General features: G+C 62.8%; 17 protein-coding genes. 10 read left to right on the top strand and 7 right to left on the bottom strand.

Going from position 1 to position 16,813, the window contains the following annotated elements; all coding sequences use genetic code 11:
- Nucleotides 1–19 precede the first annotated feature (19 nt).
- Nucleotides 20–721, bottom strand: coding sequence for a GntR family transcriptional regulator (locus tag H0241_RS21035; protein WP_181059760.1), 702 nt, complete (start codon nt 719–721; stop codon nt 20–22).
- Nucleotides 722–970: 249 nt separating this feature from the next.
- Here H0241_RS21035 and H0241_RS21030 point away from each other — a divergent pair, with 249 nt between their 5' ends.
- From H0241_RS21030 to ggt, 5 genes are all read left to right on the top strand, one after another.
- A complete protein-coding gene (locus H0241_RS21030; RefSeq protein WP_181059758.1) occupies nt 971–2,008 on the top strand; it encodes an ABC transporter substrate-binding protein in 1,038 nt (345 codons plus the stop codon).
- A gap of 97 nt (nt 2,009–2,105) precedes the next feature.
- On the top strand, nt 2,106–3,191 hold the full coding sequence (locus H0241_RS21025; protein ID WP_181059756.1) for an ABC transporter ATP-binding protein: 1,086 nt from the start codon (nt 2,106–2,108) through the stop codon (nt 3,189–3,191).
- Nucleotides 3,188–4,099 carry an ABC transporter permease gene (locus H0241_RS21020; protein WP_181059754.1) on the top strand — a complete coding sequence of 304 codons (912 nt, stop codon included), beginning with the start codon at nt 3,188–3,190 and terminating at the stop codon, nt 4,097–4,099. Before H0241_RS21025 ends, H0241_RS21020 begins: the two co-directional genes overlap by 4 nt.
- Complete coding sequence (locus H0241_RS21015; protein ID WP_181059752.1) at nt 4,096–4,896, top strand: ABC transporter permease; 801 nt, start codon at nt 4,096–4,098, stop codon at nt 4,894–4,896. The genes H0241_RS21020 and H0241_RS21015 overlap by 4 nt, the downstream gene beginning before the upstream one ends.
- Before the next feature lie 126 nt (nt 4,897–5,022).
- Nucleotides 5,023–6,609, top strand: coding sequence for a gamma-glutamyltransferase (gene ggt / locus H0241_RS21010; protein ID WP_181059750.1), 1,587 nt, complete (start codon nt 5,023–5,025; stop codon nt 6,607–6,609).
- Nucleotides 6,610–6,622: 13 nt separating this feature from the next.
- Here the strand turns inward: ggt and H0241_RS21005 are convergent, their stop codons facing one another.
- From H0241_RS21005 to H0241_RS20985, 5 genes are all read right to left on the bottom strand, one after another.
- Nucleotides 6,623–6,787: a hypothetical protein gene (locus H0241_RS21005; RefSeq protein WP_181059747.1), complete on the bottom strand. Its 165-nt coding sequence runs from the start codon at nt 6,785–6,787 to the stop codon at nt 6,623–6,625.
- Nucleotides 6,784–7,839 (bottom strand): ABC transporter ATP-binding protein, encoded by a 1,056-nt coding sequence (locus H0241_RS21000; RefSeq protein WP_181059745.1) that lies wholly within the window; start codon nt 7,837–7,839, stop codon nt 6,784–6,786. The genes H0241_RS21005 and H0241_RS21000 overlap by 4 nt, the downstream gene beginning before the upstream one ends.
- A gap of 11 nt (nt 7,840–7,850) precedes the next feature.
- Nucleotides 7,851–8,684 carry a carbohydrate ABC transporter permease gene (locus H0241_RS20995; RefSeq protein ID WP_181059742.1) on the bottom strand — a complete coding sequence of 278 codons (834 nt, stop codon included), beginning with the start codon at nt 8,682–8,684 and terminating at the stop codon, nt 7,851–7,853.
- Nucleotides 8,685–8,694: 10 nt separating this feature from the next.
- A complete protein-coding gene (locus tag H0241_RS20990; protein WP_181059739.1) occupies nt 8,695–9,624 on the bottom strand; it encodes a carbohydrate ABC transporter permease in 930 nt (309 codons plus the stop codon).
- Between the two features lie 66 nt (nt 9,625–9,690).
- The gene (locus H0241_RS20985) at nt 9,691–11,073 is read right to left on the bottom strand and encodes an ABC transporter substrate-binding protein (protein WP_181059736.1); all 1,383 of its coding nucleotides are present in this window, start codon (nt 11,071–11,073) and stop codon (nt 9,691–9,693) included.
- A 162-nt stretch (nt 11,074–11,235) separates the two neighbouring features.
- On the opposite strand from H0241_RS20985, the gene H0241_RS20980 reads away from it, so the two are divergent.
- From H0241_RS20980 to H0241_RS20960, 5 genes are read left to right on the top strand one after another with little or no spacing between them, the layout of a single operon-like run.
- Nucleotides 11,236–11,913 (top strand): beta/alpha barrel domain-containing protein, encoded by a 678-nt coding sequence (locus tag H0241_RS20980; RefSeq protein ID WP_181059733.1) that lies wholly within the window; start codon nt 11,236–11,238, stop codon nt 11,911–11,913.
- The gene (locus H0241_RS20975) at nt 11,913–13,370 is read left to right on the top strand and encodes a xylulokinase (protein ID WP_181059730.1); all 1,458 of its coding nucleotides are present in this window, start codon (nt 11,913–11,915) and stop codon (nt 13,368–13,370) included. Before H0241_RS20980 ends, H0241_RS20975 begins: the two co-directional genes overlap by 1 nt.
- Nucleotides 13,371–13,397: 27 nt before the next feature.
- Nucleotides 13,398–14,678 (top strand): iron-containing alcohol dehydrogenase, encoded by a 1,281-nt coding sequence (locus tag H0241_RS20970; RefSeq protein WP_181059728.1) that lies wholly within the window; start codon nt 13,398–13,400, stop codon nt 14,676–14,678.
- Nucleotides 14,679–14,685: 7 nt separating this feature from the next.
- Entirely contained in the window at nt 14,686–15,489 is an 804-nt protein-coding gene (locus H0241_RS20965; protein WP_235984395.1) for an HAD-IIB family hydrolase, read from the top strand.
- A gap of 2 nt (nt 15,490–15,491) precedes the next feature.
- Nucleotides 15,492–16,274 (top strand): DeoR/GlpR family DNA-binding transcription regulator, encoded by a 783-nt coding sequence (locus tag H0241_RS20960; RefSeq protein ID WP_181059722.1) that lies wholly within the window; start codon nt 15,492–15,494, stop codon nt 16,272–16,274.
- 17 nt (nt 16,275–16,291) lie between these two features.
- On the opposite strand, the gene H0241_RS20955 is transcribed toward H0241_RS20960, so the two are convergent.
- The gene (locus H0241_RS20955) at nt 16,292–16,804 is read right to left on the bottom strand and encodes an L-2-amino-thiazoline-4-carboxylic acid hydrolase (RefSeq protein WP_181059719.1); all 513 of its coding nucleotides are present in this window, start codon (nt 16,802–16,804) and stop codon (nt 16,292–16,294) included.
- Nucleotides 16,805–16,813: the final 9 nt, after the last annotated feature.

Genomic DNA, 16,813 nt, shown 5'->3' with positions numbered 1-16,813 from the left:
TGGAGAGGTTTGCGCCGCGCTACGATGCGCGGGCAAGAAAGGTCTGGTAGTCGGATTTTGCCTGCAGCAAACGAAGGATGTTGTTGCGTGATCCGCGGATGTGCGCGCGGGTCAACTCGACGGCCCGCGCCGCGTCGCCAGCACAAATTGCCTCGACGATCTCGAAGTGCTCGTCGCGGGCTATTCCCCATTCGTCCAGCCTGAGCAGTTCCATCCAGACATAGTGCTGGCATTTGTCGAGAATGCCGTTCAGTAGGCCGCTCAGCATCACATTGCCGCTGATTTGAGCAATGGTGCGGTGGATGTCCATGCCGATCTGCAGTTCCTGGAACATGTCATCCGAACTGCGTGTCGGCAGTGCGGCCAGCCGCTCGCATTCCCGCACCATTTCGCGAAGGCGCTCCTTGTCCGCGGCCGTGACCTTGGCGGTCGCCAGCTCGGTCGCATAGCCGTCCAGCAATTCCCTGATCTCGAATGCCTCGCGGAACATATGGATGTCGAATTCCTTGACGAGGTAGCCCTGGCGCGGGCGGCCGACAACCAGGCCGTCCTGTTCAAGCCGGTTGAGCGCCTCGCGCACCGGCGTGCGGCTGACCTTTAACCTGATCGCCAGGTCGTTCTCGGTGACGCGCGCTCCGGGAGGCAGCTGTCCGGTGACGATCATCGCTTTCATCGATCCGTAAACGGATTCGCGAAGCGTGTTCTTTTTTCTCGTGGGCATTGCGATGTTCTGTCTCCCGTACCGGTCGTCGAGGCCTGATCCAAAAGGCCTTGCGCTGACGAAGTCACGCCCGGACGGCGTGGCTGCGAACCCTGCGAAGACCAAGGTGCATCTTCCGCCATGGCGCGGCAAGCTTGTTGGAAAAAGCGCGATCTTTCAAGTTGACATCCGTTTTCCGAGCAAGTTACATTCGAAATTGTATACAAAATAGAATGCCAGATCAACAAATGGCTTCAGGGGAACACGACGATGAGAAAATCAAGAGTTGTCAGCGCGTTAGCTGTGATTGGGATAACCATACCTGTTGCACAGGCGCTTGCCGCAGATACGATTGCGGTGGCTTCCTGGGGCGGTACTTATCAGGAAGCGCAGGCCAAGGCGTTCTTCAAGCCGACCGCCGATGCGCTCGGCATTACGATCAAGGAAGACACCACCAACGGTCTCGACGACGTCCGGCTTCAGGTAACCGGCAATGCCGTCAAATGGGACATCACCGAGCTTGGCGCGGATGAATGCGCGCGGGGCTCCAAAGAAGGCCTGTTCGAGAAGCTTGACTACAATGTCATCGACAAGAGCGGGATCAATCCGAAGCTTGTGCATGATGACTGGGTTGGCATCTCCTATACCTCGGTCGTGCTGATCTACAGGACCGATGTCTTCGGCGAAAAAGGACCGAAGACCTGGGCCGATTTCTGGAACGTCGAGAAGTTTCCGGGCCGGCGTGCACTGAGCGGAAGCCAGGCGACAGAAACGCTCAGCGTTGCAGCACTTGCGGAAGGCATCCCCATCGACAAGGTCTATCCCGTAGACGTCGACGGCGCGCTGAAATCCGTCGACAAGATCCGCGGGCATATCGATGCCTGGTGGACCTCCGGCGCCCAGGCCATGCAGTTGGTCAAGGACGGCGAAGTCGACATGGCAAGCATCTGGAACGGACGCGCCGGCACCTTGAAGAAAGAAGGGGCTCCGGTCAGCTTCTCGTTCGATCAGGGTGTGCTGACAGCAGACTGCATGGTCATTCCCAAAGGTTCGAAAAACAAGGACATCGCTATGAAGGCGCTTGCCATGTTCGTGAGCCCGCAACTCCAGGCCAATCTGCCATTGTATGTCGACAATGGGCCAGTGAACGAGAAGGCTTTCGAAACCGGCAAGATTCCGCAGGAGAGGATCAAGGACATCAATTCCGCTCCCGAGAACGTCAAGAAACAAGTTCTGCAGGATGCGGAATTCTGGCGCGACAACCTCGTGGAGGCCACGGAGAAATTCGACAATTTGATCCAGCAGTGAGCAGATCAATCGATGATTGGCTGATCCAGCGGGCCGACGCAGGTTCGATCGGCCCGCTATCCGCTTCGCGCCGCAAGTATCCGAAGGAGCACTGAAATTGTCCATTGCGCGTTCGGCGCCGCCGATCAACATTCGAGGGATCGCCAAGCGTTTTGGCAGCGTGCCAGTCCTCAGTGACCTCAACCTCGATGTGGCTCCCGGCGAATTCCTGACGCTTCTGGGTCCGTCGGGATCGGGCAAGACCACACTGCTGATGATCTTGGCCGGGTTTGTCCGCGCCAATGCCGGAAGCATCGGCATTGGCGGCGAGGAAGTCATCGCCAAGCCGCCGCACAAGCGCAACATCGGCATGGTGTTCCAGAACTATGCGCTTTTCCCGCATATGAACGTCTTCCACAACATCGCCTTTCCGTTGAAGCAGCGCCGCACGCCCGCGGCGGAAACGGCCGAGCGCGTGGAGAAGGCGCTTGATCTGGTGCAGTTGCAGGGTCTGGCCGACCGTCGTGTCGACCAATTGTCGGGCGGACAGCGTCAGCGCGTCGCGCTGGCGCGGGCGATCGTGTTCGAGCCGCGCATCGTGCTGATGGACGAGCCGCTTTCGGCGCTCGACAAGGGGTTGCGCGAACATATGCAGATCGAGCTGCGCAGCCTGCACCGCCGGCTCGGCATGACCACTGTCTATGTGACCCACGACCAGCGCGAAGCGATCACCATGTCGGACCGCATCGCGGTCATGAACAAAGGCCGCATCGAGCAGCTCGACCGGCCCGAAACGCTCTACGCCAGGCCCCGCACCAGGTTCGTCGCCGGCTTCATCGGCGAATCGAACTTCATTCCCGTCGAATGCCGCAACGACAGCGTCTGGTATGCGGCAAAGCGTGTTTACACCGCTTCGCCCTTGCCCTCGCCGGGGCGGCACTGGCTGGTGGTGAGGCCGGAAAGGGTGCGGCTCGCCGCCAATGCCGAACCAGATGCCAATGCCAACCTGCTCGACGCCACGGTGCGCGATGTCGTCTATCAAGGCGACAGCTTCATCTGTTACGCCACGCTGGCGGATGGCCAGCAGATCGCGCTGCGCGATTACTGCCGTGGCGACGTGCTGACCCTTCTGCCGGGCGCCGGCCAACCGGTGCGGCTTCGCATCGAGCCGGAGGATGCGATCCTGTTGGCGGACGAGATATGAGCGCAGCGCCCGCAGACCTTCCAGACCGCGGCGGCCTGAACGCGGACGTGCTGAGCGCCGACGCCCGGCGCGAGGCTTTGGCTCTGCTTGGCCTGTGCTCTCCCGGCATCGTCCTGGTGGGCATCATCATCGTCCTGCCGATCGGATGGCTGTTCTGGCTCTCGCTGTTCGACGAGACCGGAATGCTGAGCGGCGCGAACTACGCCCGCGTCGTCGAGCAGGCTTCCTATGTCAGGACCTTCATCACGACATTCGAGGTGGCGTTCATCGTCACCGGTCTGTGCGTTCTCCTCGGTTATCCGCTGGCCTATATGCTGTCGCAGCTGCCACGGCGCGCCGCCTCCATCTGCCTGATCTTCGTCATCCTGCCGTTCTGGACATCGGTGCTGGTACGCACCTACGCCTGGCTGGTGATCCTGCAGCGCAAGGGCCTGTTGAATACCTGGCTCATGGATCTTGGCGTGATCAGCCAGCCGCTGCCGCTGGCGCATAACTTCACCGGCGTCCTCATCGGCATGACGCATATATTGCTGCCGTTCCTGGTGCTGCCGCTCTACGCTTCGATGAAGGCGATCGATGCCGACTATCTGCGCGCGGCGATGAACCTCGGCGCACCGCCAACGGCGACTTTCTGGCAGATATTCTTTCCGCTTTCGCTTCCGGGTCTCGCCGCCGGCGTGGTCATCGTCTTCATCCTGTGCCTCGGGTTCTTCGTTACCCCCGCCTTGATGGGCGGCGGCAAGGTCATCATGTGGGCGATGCGCATGGAGCAGACCACCAGCCTCTATTCCAACTGGGGCGCCGGCAGTGCGCTGGGTGTCGTTTTGCTCGCCGTCACGCTCGGCTTGCTCGGCGTGTTCCGGTGGCTGTTGGGCGCGCGGGCGACCAGCGCGTGGGGTGCGCGATGAACGACGATCTCGGCCTGCCGATTTCGCACGGGCGACGGCTTTGGCTCTATACAGTTGGCGCCCTTGTGCTGTTGTTCCTGATCGTGCCGTCGCTGATCATCGTGCCGATGTCATTCTCCGGCTCGACGCTGTTGCAATTCCCGCCGGAAAGCTGGTCGCTGCGATGGTACGAAGCCTATTTCCAGTCGGTCGAATGGCGCGACGCGACGATTGTCTCGCTGAAGGCGGCGGTGTTGACGACCATGGTCGCGACACCGATCGGTGTCGCCGCCGCCTATGCGCTCAATTCGGGCGCGCTGCGCCTCGCCGGTTTCATCAATGCGGTGCTGACCGCCTCGCTGATCATTCCGGTTATCCTGATCGGCATCGGCACGTTCTTTCTCTATGCGCGCATCGGCCTCAACAACACGCTGACCGGCCTGGTGCTGGCGCACACGGTGCAAGCGCTGCCGCTGGTCGTGTTGACGGTCCTTTCGGGCTTTCGGTCCTACGACATGAACCAGGAGCGTGTCGCACGCAGCCTTGGTGCCGGGCGCCTGGCGGCCTTCTGGCAAGTGACCGTGCCGCAGATCCGGTTTTCCATCGTGTCCGGCGCATTGTTTGCCTTCATAACCTCATTCGACGAGGTGGTGGTGTCGCTATTCATATCAGGCGGCGAAACGACAACCCTGACGCGTCGCATGTTCAGCGCGCTGCGCGATCAGATCGATCCGACGATCGCCGCGATTTCGACATGCCTGATCCTGCTGTCGGTGGTGCTATTTTCGGCAGCACAGCTTTTTGGCCGCAAGCGTTAGAGCATGACGCAAAAAAGTGGAATCCGGTTTTCGGAAAAGATCATGCTCAAACAGAAAGTAGAAGCCCATCCCGATTCCATCGGGGTGGCACAGGCTCGGAATTTTCCTCGGTAGATTGGACAGTGCATGCGTGATTTTCAATTCCCCGGCCGCTCGCCGGTTCGTGCCACGGAAGCTATGGCGGCGACATCGCATCCGCTGGCGACACTGGCAGCCATCGACATGCTGCGCTCCGGCGGCAACGCCATGGACGCCGCCGTCTGCGCGGCAGCGGTGCAAGGGGTGGTCGAACCGCAATCGACCGGCATCGGCGGCGACTGCTTCGTCCTCTACTGTCCCAAGGGCGAGGGCGAGGTGCTGGCCTTCAATGGCTCAGGGCGCTCGCCCGCTGCCGCGACAGCGGATTGGTATCTCGGCAAGGGATATGCGGAACTGCCCGGAACCGGACCGCATGCAGTCACCGTGCCCGGTGCCATCGATGCCTGGTGCCGATTGCTCGAGGATCATGGCAAGAAGGGCATAGACGCCGCCTTGGCTCCGGCCACTCGCTATGCCGAACAGGGCTATGTCGTTCACGATCGCGTCGCCTTCGATTGGGCGGATGATGCCGCCCTGCTCGCTGCAGACGAACATGCCGCGCGCATGTTCCTGCCGGAGGGAAAGGCGCCGCTAGCTGGCGATATGCATCGGCAACCAGAACTCGCGAAAACCTTGCGCATCATCGCGAGCCAAGGCCGCGCCGGTTTCTATGAAGGAGAAGTCGCGGATGATCTGGTGGCGCGTCTTCGCGCGCTCGGCGGGCTGCATGCACTGGACGATTTCGCCGAGACAAAAGGTGACTACGTCCAGTCCGTGAACTCGTCCTATCGCGGCTACGACATCCATCAAATGCCGCCGAACAATCAGGGCATGACGGCACTGATCATGCTGAATGTGCTGTCCGGCTTTACGCTTGCTTCGCTGGAACCGAACAGCGCCCAGCGGCTTCATCTCGAGATTGAAGCCGGCCGGCTTGCCTATCAGGACCGCGACACTTTCATCGGCGATCAGAGTTTCGTTCATGTCCCGGTGGAGCAATTGCTGTCCGGCGCCTATGCCGACAGGCTACGCGCCGCGATCGATCCGCTTCGGGCCATGACGCATCTGCCGCGGCTTGAGCTTCCGCGCAGCGACACGGTCTATATCTCGGTGGTCGACCGCGACCGCAATGCGGTCAGCTTCATCAACTCGACCTTCGGCTCGTTCGGTAGCGGCGTCGTCGGTCCCAAGACCGGGGTCATACTGCAGAATCGCGGCAGCAGTTTCCGGCTGACGGAAGGCCATCCAAATCGCATCGCGCCGCGAAAGCGGCCGATGCACACCATCATGCCCGGCATGGCGACGCAGAACGGACGGGTGGTGATGCCGTTCGGGGTGATGGGCGGCGGTTACCAGCCTTTCGGTCATGTCCATCTGCTCACCAACATGTTCGATTTCGGCATGGACCCGCAGCAGGCGCTGGATGCGCCAAGGGTGTTTTACAAAGACAATGCGGTGTTGGCGGAGCGCAGCATTCCGGTCGAGGCGATCGCCGGCTTGCGCCAACGCGGCCATCAGGTTTCCGTTGCAGAAGAGCCATATGGCGGCGGTCAGCTGGTGCTGATCGATTGGGAGAAGGGAACGCTGACCGGCGCCTCCGATCCACGCAAGGATGGCTGCGCGATCGGCTACTGATCTCGACGCGTATTCAGAACCAGATCAGCCAGACGAGTTGCAGGATGACCAGTGCGATGGCGTCCCAGAAGATGAGCTCGCCGGTCGAAAACCAGCGCCGCGACCGGTTGAAGCTGTAGAATAGCCGCCAGACTACTGCGGCGGCGGCGAGCGGCAGCAGAGCGAGCAGCGTGCTCACGGCAGCCGTGCTCCCGACACCGTGTTGAACGTGTGGAGCGCCGCCGGCGGAAAGCGCAGGTGCAACGGCTCGCCGGGATTGTAGGCGCGATCGTCATTCACTGTCCTGACGATCAGCGCGTTCGCCTCGCTCTTGGCAAAGATCAGCACGTCCGGCTCGACTGGTTCGACGACGTCGACGGCAAACCGGATCGCATCGCCGGCAGATGCGTCGACGAGCTGGATCTGCTCGGGGCGGATGCCGAGCACGATAGGACCGTCAGGCTTTCCCGGCAGCGGGCAGGTAAAGCCGCTGGCGTGGAAGACGCCGTCGCGGACATCGCCGTCAAATGTGTTCATCGCCGGACGGCCGATGAATTCGGCGATGAAGCGGTTGGCCGGCCGCCGGTAGATCTCGCGCGGATCGTCGTACTGGATCAGCGCGCCTTCGCGCAGCACCGCGACCCTGGTCGCCAGCGTCATCGCCTCTTCCTGGTCGTGAGTGACGAAGACAAAGGTCTTTTTCAACTCGCGATGCAGCCGCTTCAGCTCGGTGCGCATATGCAGGCGCAGCAAGGCGTCGAGGTTGGACAGCGGCTCGTCCATCAGGCAGAGGCTCGGTTGCCAGACCAGCGCGCGGGCGACCGCGACGCGTTGCGCCTGGCCGCCCGACAGTTGCGAGGGCCGCCGGTCGAGGTAACGGGTGATTTCGAGCAGCTCCGCCATGGCGCGCACGCAGCGGTCGAGCTCGGCGGCCGGCATCTTCCGAATGCGCAAGGGATAGGCGATGTTCTCGTAGACGCTCTTGTGGCTGTAGAGCGCATAGTTCTGGAACACCATGCCCATGCCGCGCAGGCGCGGTGGCAGGTCGGTGACATCGCGGCCTTCGACCATGATGCGGCCGGCGGTCGGACGTTCGAGGCCGGCGAGCAGCCGGCAGGCCGTCGTCTTGCCGGAGCCGGACGGGCCGAGCAGGACGAGGAATTCGCCGGGCTCGAAAGCAAGGTCGAGCGCCTGCAGCGCCACCGTCCCGTCCGGGAAGGCCTTGGTGACGCCGTCGAAAACAATTGCCATGCAAGATCCCTTCAACCCTTGACCGCGCCGAAGGTGAGGCCGCGCACGAGCTGTTTCTGGACAAGGAAGGTGAAAAGCACGATCGGCAGCGTCGCCACGATGGCGACCGCCGCGACCTGGCCCCACAGCGTGCCGTGCGGCGTTACCAACCCTGGTATGCCAACGGTCAGCGGACGCCCGTCGAAGGCGACGAGGATGAAGGCATAAAGGAACTCGTTCCACGACAGGATGAAGCAGAGCACCGCAGTGGCGCCGATACCGGGGGCAGCCAGCGGTGCGACGACAAACAAGAAAGCGCCGAGCCGCGAGCGGCCATCCATCATCGCCGCTTCGTCGATCTCCCTGGGGATTTCGGCGAAGAAGCCGCGCATCATCCACACGACGAGCGACAGGTTGAAGGAGGTGTGGGCGATCACCACTGCATAGATGGTGTCGATCAGGCCAAGCGACGTGAAGAACAGGAACAACGGCACGGCGATAGAGATCGGCGGCGCCATGCGCGTGGTCAGGAAGAAGAAGAACAGGTCTTCCTTGCCCGGAAAATCCGAGCGGGCAAAGCCGTACGCCGCCGGCGCGCCGATGACGATGCACAGCACCGTCGACGACACCGAGATCAGCACCGAATTGATCGCCAGCGGCCAGTATTCCTTGTCGATGAAGACGGCCGGATAGTTGGCGAGTGTCGGCGCGAAGCTCCATTTCGGTACCGACGACAGAAGGTCGACGCGGTTCTTGAACGAGGCCAGCACCATCCAGACGTAAGGCGTCAGCGCCACCACCACGGCAACCAGAAGTACCGCCCAGGCAAAGCTCTTCCAGGCGCGGTTCGAGGATTGGTCGATCATCGCCGCATTCTCAAAACGCCGCCGCCGGTTTGCGGCTCGACCAGTAGACGGCCTTGTAGAAGACCGAGCACAGGATCAGCACGACGAGATAGATCATGAAGGCGACGGCCGCGCCGTAGCCGAGGTCCCAATTGCGGAAATTGACGCGGTAGGCGTAGATCGAGACCAGCTCGGTGAGCGTTCCCGGACCGCCGCCGGTCATCAAAAACACCTTGTCGAATTCCTTGAAGGCGTCGATGCCGCGCAGCAGCAGCACCAGCGCGATGACGGGCCGCAGCAACGGCAGCATGACATCGCGAAAAATCTGGAACGGTTTGGCGCCGTCCATCATCGCCGCCTCGAATGGCGCGCGCGGCAGGCTCATCATCCCGGCCAGCATGATGAGGGTGACGAAAGGCGTCCACTGCCAGACGTCGATGGCGACGATGGTTGGAAAGACGAGGTCGGGTGCCGATAGCACCGCCGCGTTCTGCGCCAGCAGGCCGACCTTGCGCATGTAAAAGGTAAGCATGCCGAAATCGCCCTGCAAAAGCAGGCGCCAGATCAGCCCGACGGCGATCGGCGCAATCATCATCGGGATGAGCAGCAGCGTGGTCAAAAGCCGCTGGCTGGCGACGAAGCGGAAGATCAGGAAGGCCAGCGCAAAGCCGAGCAGGAATTCGAGCCCCACGGCGATGATGACGAATTTCAGCGTCAGCAGAAACGACGCCCAGAAGAACGGGTCGTTGCGCATCAGCTTGCGGAAATTGTCGAAGCCGACAAAGGAGCCGGAATGGCTGGCATCGGCGAAACTGAGGTCGGTCAGCGCGGTGTAGACCATGTAGTAGAACGGGCCGACCAGGAAGACGACGACGAGCAGCGTCGCCGGCAGCATCAGCAGCGGTCCCACCCCACGGTCGAGAAGCGGCATTCCGCGCGGCGATGGAGTGCGGTTCGTCACGGGCGTTTCCTGCGGACAAGAACGGCTACCCGCTTGTGCGGGTAGCCTCTGCGCGACATCTGAGACCTATCGTGCCGGATAGGTCATGGGTGCGCAAGAACCGAGCAATGTCGAGATGTCGGTGGCGGCCGTGTCGAGGGCAGCCTGCGCTTCCTTCTCGCCGGCGAGGTAGGACGACAGCTCGCGCACCAGTATGTCGGTCATCTCGGCCGATTGCGGCAGTGTCGCCTTCGGCACCGCATGCTCGTTGGCCTCCATCGAGGCCTTGGCGTAGGGCAGTTTCTGCACCTCCGGCGAGGCGTAGACGTCGGGTCGACCGGAAGCGCCGCCATTGAGATGCTGCTCGAGCTGGCGGTCATAGCCCATCATCCACTGGACGAAGAGGAAGGCGGCCTGCTGGTTCTTCGAATAGACCGGGATGAGATAGGTCCAACCCTCGACCTGGCCGATCTTACCGCCGTCGCCTTGCGGCACGAGGTCGAAGCCGACCTTACCGACGACGGTGGAAGCCGTTGTGTCGACCGACACGGCATAGGTGGCGTCATTCCACATGATCAGCTCGGCGACCTTGGCCTGCTGCATCAGTGCCATGACGTCATCCCAGAAGTAGTTGAGGCTGTCCGGCGGCGAGAACTGCAGCAGGCTCTTGTAGTATTCGAGCGAGGCGACGGCCTTGGGACTGTTGACGATGACCGGGCCGCAGGCCGAGCCGCTCTTCACGTCGAGCACGTCGCCGCCGAAGGAATAGAGGAAGTTGAGCCATTCGTACCACAGCGCCTCATGGCGCTTGCCCTCCAGGGCTGTGCCGTAAAAACCCTGGTCGGGGCGATAGAACCATTCGGCGATATCGCGATACTGCTTCCAGTCTTTGGCAGGCGCCAGGTCGTAGCCATACTTGGCCTTGAAGCCGGCCTGCTCCTTGGGATCGGCGAGCAGGTCCGAGCGATACCACATGAACATGTTGAGCACGGTGAAGGGGAAACCGTACTCCTTGCCCTCATACCAGGAGATTTCGTGCCAGGCGGTCTGGTAAAGTTGCTTCTCCGGCTCGAAGGTCGGATCGCGCAAAGCCGGATCGGCCATCATCTTGGCGATTTCGACCAGATGGTTGTTGGTGGCGAATTTGCCGAGTTCGCGGTGCGGCTGGATGATGACGTCGTAGCGGCCACGGTGCGAATTGAGATCGAGCTGCACCTTGTTGACGGCTTCCGAGTGCTCGTACATCTCGACTTCGACATGGATGCCGGTCTGCTTTTCAAACTCCGGCGCCATCTTCTTCAGCGCTTCGAGCGGCGGCAGCGCCTCGCCGACCATGCGGATGGTCTGGCCGCTATAAGGCTTCGACGCCTCTTGCAGATCCCACGCCGCAGCCTGTGTGATTTGCCACATAAGGGCGGCGAGAACGAGGAGCCCGGATGCGGCACTCCCACGTATCAGCGGCTTGAGCATTCTTCCCTCTCCCTAGAAGTCGTGCCTGGCGGGCCGGCGCCCGTTCTGTCACAAAATGTGTGGTACCGCAAATTAAAATGTGGCACCTTGCAACAAATGGTTGGGAGATGTTAACGACCGGCAGCAAGCCGGCATTCCCGACCGAGGCGAGGGACCTATCGAATGGACTTCATCTTCATGCTGACTCGAAACGATCGCACGGTCGAGGACTGTCTCGACCTCGTCGACCTGATCGAGCCGGTCGGCCTGAAGCATGTAGGCTTCAAGGATGTTGGCGTTTCGCCGGATGTGCTGCGAAGGCTCGCCGGCGCCATTCGCCGGACAGGCGCTACCACTTACATGGAAGTTGTCTCGACGACGGCTGAGGCCTGCCTCAATTCCGCGCGCATCGCGAGGGATCTCGGCATCCAACGCTTGCTCGGCGGCACCCAGATCGATGAGATCATGGCGCTGCTGGAAGGGAGCGACACCGAATACTACCCTTTTCCGGGTCGGCCGGTCGGACATCCGACCAAGCTCGGCGGCTCCCCGGGAGATGTCGAGGCCGACTGCCGCACCTTTGCCGAGAAGGGCTGTGCGGGATGCGACATCCTCGCCTATCGCGCCACCGAGGCCGACCCGGCCGAACTGGTTCGCGCCGCCCGGCGCGGGCTTGGTCCGTCGCGGCATCTGATCGTCGCTGGCGCCGTTGCCTCGGCCGATCGGATCAAGGCAATCAAGCAGGCCGGCGCCAACGCTTTTACCATTGGTACAGCGGTTTTCGACGGTTCCTATTCGCCGACGAAAGGTTCTATCCTCTCGCAACTGCGGGATGTTCTCGCGGATTGCGAGCGTGTCTAATGCCAGTCATCGGCATCGATCTCGGCACACAAAGCCTGAAGGCGATCGTCGTCGATGACGAATTGCGGCTGCGTGGCGAGGCCTGTGTGCTTTATCAGCCGGCCTTCCCGGCGCCGGGATGGGCCGAACAGAACCCGGCGCTGTGGCTGGCAGCGCTCAAGCCGGCCATTGCCGGCGCGCTCGACAAGGCTGGGCTTGCACCGTCCGACATCAAGGGCATTGCCATTGCCGGCCAACTCGACGGCTGCGTCGCGGTCGACGGCAGCGGCCAGGCACTGGCGCCTTGCATCATCTGGATGGATCGGCGGGCGTCGGGAGAGATCGCCGGCATAGATCCCGGTTTCATCCGCGAGCGCACCGGTCTCGTTCTGGACGCCACCCATATGGCGGCGAAAATCCGCTGGGCAGCGCGCAACCTGCCAGAGGCAGGCCGCGTGGCGCTCTGGCACCAGCCGGTATCATTCGTGGTCGCGGCGCTGTGCGGTCGTGCCGTCATCGACTACGCGCTGGCCTCCACCACCATGCTCTATGGGCTGAGGGAGCGCGGCTATGCCGACGACCTGCTCGTGACCTTCGACATCGATGCGGACAAATTGCCCGGCATCGACGATGCATCGGCGGTCGCCGGCGCCTTGACTGCGGCCGGCGCCGAACTGACCGGCCTGCCTGTGGCCACGCCGCTGGCAGTCGGCACCGGCGATGATTTTTCCGCCGCCATCGGCGCCGGCGTTGTCGTGCCCGGTGTCGTTGCCTGCAATCTCGGCACGGCCGAAGTGGTCGGTGCAGTGTCCGACACGCTTCGCCTCGATCCCGGCGGCCTGGTCGAGACGCATGGTTTTCTTGGTGACCGTTATTTCGTCTCCAATCCCGGATGGCTCTCGGGCGGCGCGGTGACGTGGTTCCAATCCACCTTCGGTGTGGATTCGCCGGCGGCGATGTCGGAGTTGGCGGCGACGGTGGTTGCCGGCAGCGATGACCTGCTGTTCCTGCCGGCGCTGTCGGGCGCCATGGCGCCGCGCTGGATCGCCGAGGCGCGTGGCGCTTTCTACGGCCTTACTTCCTTTCACGGCAAAGCGGCTTGCGCCCGCGCGGTGCTGGAAGGCTGTGCCTTCGCCATGCGCGACGTGGTCGACCGGCTGGACGAGCTTGGCATCGCCACGGGGCGTATCAGGCTTTCCGGCGGTGGCGCCCGCAGCCGGGTGTGGGCGCAAATCCGCGCCGATGTCAGCGGCAGGCCGGTCGAGGTAGCAAGCGCCGCCGATGCCTCGCCGATCGGTGCGGCAATTCTTGCCGCCACCGCCATCGGCCTTACCTCCTCGGTGCAGCAGGCGGCCGAAAGGTTGGGCGGCAGCATCGAGACGATCGACCCAAGTCCTTCGGCCAAGGCCGCCTACGACAGAAGTTACCGCCGGTATCGGACCCTGTTCGATGCCCTGACCCCGCTTCATACTGACTGACCGGCCTGCATCCCGATGTCCAGACAAATGCTCGATAGCCTCATTTCCGGCACCCTGCCCGACCCGGATAGCGAGGGAATGCTATCGGTGCCGCTGAAGACCATCGTCATCGGGCGCGGCCTCGGCGACGAAGCGGATGCGCTGGTCAAGCCGCTGCCGCTCGGCCGCAAGCTCGCCGCGGTGATGGATCCCGACACCCGCCTGGCGCTGGGCGAGAGGGTGTCGATTGCGCTGCGCGGCTCGAGCGATGTCGACAAGATCATCCTGCCGCGCCATCCGCATCCGGACATGGACGCCGTGCGGTCGGTGATCGCCCGCACGCAGAATGCCAGCGGCCTGGTTGCGGTCGGATCGGGCTCGATCAACGACATCACCAAATATGCCGCGCATCTGACCCAAAAACCTTATGCGGTGTTCGGCACCGCGCCGTCTATGAACGGCTACACCTCGGTGTCGGCGGCAATCACCGAGGACGGTCTGAAGAAATCGCTGACGGCGAGCCTGCCGGTGGGCGTGTTCCTCGATCTCGATGTGATGGCGCGAGCGCCGCACCGGCTGATCGCCGCCGGCTTCGGCGATTCGATGGCGCGGCCGACCGCCCAGACCGATTGGCTGATGGCGCATCTTTTGATCGGCACGCCGTACAGACAGGCGCCGTTCATGCTTCTGGTCGAGGACGAGAAGGCACTCATCGCCAAGGCCGGCGACCTCAGGACAGGCGACCTTGAGGCAATGGAAGTGCTGGTGCGCACGCTGGTCATGTCGGGCCTCGGCATGACTTTGTGCGGTGGCTCTTATCCGGCCAGCCAGGGCGAACATCTGATCGCCCACTATATCGACATGCGGGGCAAGGGATTGCCCGAGGCGCATCACGGCGAACACATAGCCGTGACGACGTTGACGATGGCGCGGCTGCAGGAGCGGGTGTTGGCATTGCCGGAACTGCAGCTTGCGCCGTCCGCCGATACACCGGACCGTTTCATCGAGATCTTTGGCGAAACCCTCGGACGCTCCTGCTGGGCAGCGTTCAAGCCCAAGCTGCTCGACCATGAGCGGGCGACTGCCATCAACACCATGCTGACCGAGCAATGGCGTTCGTATCGCGAAAGGCTTTCCCGCGTTGCCCGCCCGGCGCGTGAGATCGCAGCAGCACTGCGTGCCGCCGGCGCGCCGACGACGCCGCAGGAGGTCGCCATACCGGCTGCCTTCTACGAAGAGGCGGTCGCCAATGCCCGGCTGATACGCGACAGGTTCACGATGCTCGATGTCGCTGCCGCCTCGCTCGAAACGGTCGCGGCGGGAGCCTGAGCGGGTGCTGCGTCCGCTCGCCGACTTCACCGCCCTGGACCGGCGCAACATCGCCGTCGTGCTGACCGATATAGACGACACCTTGACCGACAAGGGACGGCTGCCGGCAAAGGCCTATGCGGCGCTAGAGCGGCTGAAGCAGGCCGGATTCATCGTCACGCCTGTCACCGGCCGGCCGGCCGGCTGGTGCGACCTGATCGCGCGGCAATGGCCGGTGGATGGCGTGATCGGCGAGAACGGCGCCTTCTATTTTCGCTACGACGACGCCAAAAAGCGGATCGTTCGCCACTACGCCAAAAGCGCTGCCGAACGGCAGGCCGATGCCGCACGCCTCAAGGAGATAGAGCAGACTGTGCTGCGCGAGGTTCCGGGCGCGGCGGTCGCCGCCGACCAGGCCTATCGTGAGGCCGATCTGGCGATTGATTTCTGCGAGGACGTGGCGCCGCTGCCCAAAACCGAGGTGCTGAAGATCGTCGGCATCTTCCAGCGCTATGGCGCGACGGCGAAAATTTCGTCGATCCATGTCAATGGCTGGTTCGGCAAATACGACAAACTGTCGACAAGCCGGCTATTCTTGCGCGACTGTTTTGGTATAGACATAGACCACGACAAGGACAGCATTGTCTTCGTCGGCGATAGTCCAAACGATGCACCAATGTTCGGCTTCTTCCCCAACAGCGTCGGCGTCGCTAATGTGCTGGACTTCGCCGGCGAACTTCCTGCGTCTCCCGCCTTCGTCACAAGCGGGCGAGGTGCGGAAGGATTTGCCGAGCTTGCCGACGCGCTGATTGCTGCAAAGGGAATGGAATAGTCATGGACCAAGGCCGACTGACGAAGAAGGAGCGGCACGCGCTTATCCTTTCGGAAGTGCGCCGGTCGGCGTCCATACGCATCTCCAAGCTCGCCCGGCGAATCGGCGTCGCCGGCGAGACCATCCGCCGCGATCTCATCGAACTCGGTGATGCCGGGCTGATCAACCGCACTTATGGCGGCGCGACGATCTCGCTGGTGACGTCCGAACCGGTGATTTCCGAGCGCGGCCTGACACTGGTCGAGGAGCGCGCCCGCATCGGCCGCGGCGCGGCGGGCCTGGTCCAGAAGGGCCAGATCGTGATGATCGATGGCGGTTCGACTACCTATGAGGTGGCGCGCAACCTTTCGCAGTTGAAGCGCGACCTGACTATCATCACCAATTCCACCGGCGTGGCCTCGGTGGCCGGCGCCAACCCGACCTTCCGTGTGCTGCTCTGCCCCGGGACCTATGACAGCCGGGAAGGCAGCGTGCTGGGCGAAGACACGGTCGAGTTCGTGCGCCGCTACAATGCCGACGTCGCCATCATCGGGGCGTCGGGACTAAGTGCCGACGGTCCCAGCGACATGATCTCGGGCGCCGCGGCAGTCAAGCGCGCGATGATATCGCGTTCACTGTCCGCGGTGCTGGTGGTGACCCACGACAAGTTCGGCCGCTCCAGCCTGGAACGCATCTGCGGACTTGACGACATTGCCGATATCGTGACCGACAGCGAACCGAAGGCCGACCTGCGCACTGCCGCCGAACAGGCGGGTACGGAGTTGCATGTGTTTGCCGGCGACTGATCAGCAACTGCCGCGGCCTATCCGGCGGCATCCCGGTTGGTCAGCGCGATGTGGCAGCAGCCGGAGCCGTGGCCCGGCGTCCAGGTGACATTGTCGAAGCGCACGCCCGTCGCCTCGAACAGGCCGCGGTCGAAAGCGCCGGCGATGCGGCAGAGCGTGGCAAGCTTTTCGTCACCGACGCCGGCCTCGACCCAAGCGTCCTTCAGTGGACAGCGCTTCACCTTGAAGGCGATGTGGTCCGGCCCGCGCTCGACATCGGTCGGATACATCAGGCCGCCATCTGGGCTGACCGCCAGGAACGCCTCGCCGATGGCTGGCGCGTCGTTGGGTCCGAAGCGGCCAAAGGCGGCTGTCGCCACTTCCTTGCCGCGCTGTTCGATGGTGCGGATCATGATCGCCTCGGCTTTTTCCGCGCCGAGTTCGCCGGTCAGTTCGTCGAGAAGCAGACGATAGAGATCGGCGCGGTTGCGGAAGGCGGAATCGAGTTCTCGCGAAAGCTTTTCAGCCCTGGCTGCTTCGGGATCGGTCATGATGTGTCC

It is taken from the genome of Mesorhizobium neociceri, assembly GCF_013520985.1.
Lineage (GTDB): Bacteria > Pseudomonadota > Alphaproteobacteria > Rhizobiales > Rhizobiaceae > Mesorhizobium > Mesorhizobium neociceri.
The sequence above is the reverse complement of the archived record's forward strand: the minus strand, read 5'-3'. Positions and strand labels throughout refer to the sequence as shown.

What these genes read in the sequence shown, in the direction of transcription:
- H0241_RS20985 (WP_181059736.1), bottom strand. Translation starts at nt 11,073, where the DNA reads ATGCTCAAGCCGCTGATACGTGGGAGTGCCGCATCCGGGCTCCTCGTT.
- ggt (WP_181059750.1), top strand. Translation starts at nt 5,023, where the DNA reads ATGCGTGATTTTCAATTCCCCGGCCGCTCGCCGGTTCGTGCCACGGAA.
- H0241_RS21000 (WP_181059745.1), bottom strand. Translation starts at nt 7,839, where the DNA reads ATGGCAATTGTTTTCGACGGCGTCACCAAGGCCTTCCCGGACGGGACG.
- H0241_RS21030 (WP_181059758.1), top strand. Translation starts at nt 971, where the DNA reads ATGAGAAAATCAAGAGTTGTCAGCGCGTTAGCTGTGATTGGGATAACC.
- H0241_RS20970 (WP_181059728.1), top strand. Translation starts at nt 13,398, where the DNA reads ATGCTCGATAGCCTCATTTCCGGCACCCTGCCCGACCCGGATAGCGAG.
- H0241_RS20980 (WP_181059733.1), top strand. Translation starts at nt 11,236, where the DNA reads ATGGACTTCATCTTCATGCTGACTCGAAACGATCGCACGGTCGAGGAC.
- H0241_RS20955 (WP_181059719.1), bottom strand. Translation starts at nt 16,804, where the DNA reads ATGACCGATCCCGAAGCAGCCAGGGCTGAAAAGCTTTCGCGAGAACTC.
- H0241_RS20995 (WP_181059742.1), bottom strand. Translation starts at nt 8,684, where the DNA reads ATGATCGACCAATCCTCGAACCGCGCCTGGAAGAGCTTTGCCTGGGCG.
- H0241_RS21020 (WP_181059754.1), top strand. Translation starts at nt 3,188, where the DNA reads ATGAGCGCAGCGCCCGCAGACCTTCCAGACCGCGGCGGCCTGAACGCG.
- H0241_RS21015 (WP_181059752.1), top strand. Translation starts at nt 4,096, where the DNA reads ATGAACGACGATCTCGGCCTGCCGATTTCGCACGGGCGACGGCTTTGG.
- H0241_RS20960 (WP_181059722.1), top strand. Translation starts at nt 15,492, where the DNA reads ATGGACCAAGGCCGACTGACGAAGAAGGAGCGGCACGCGCTTATCCTT.
- H0241_RS20975 (WP_181059730.1), top strand. Translation starts at nt 11,913, where the DNA reads ATGCCAGTCATCGGCATCGATCTCGGCACACAAAGCCTGAAGGCGATC.
- H0241_RS21035 (WP_181059760.1), bottom strand. Translation starts at nt 721, where the DNA reads ATGCCCACGAGAAAAAAGAACACGCTTCGCGAATCCGTTTACGGATCG.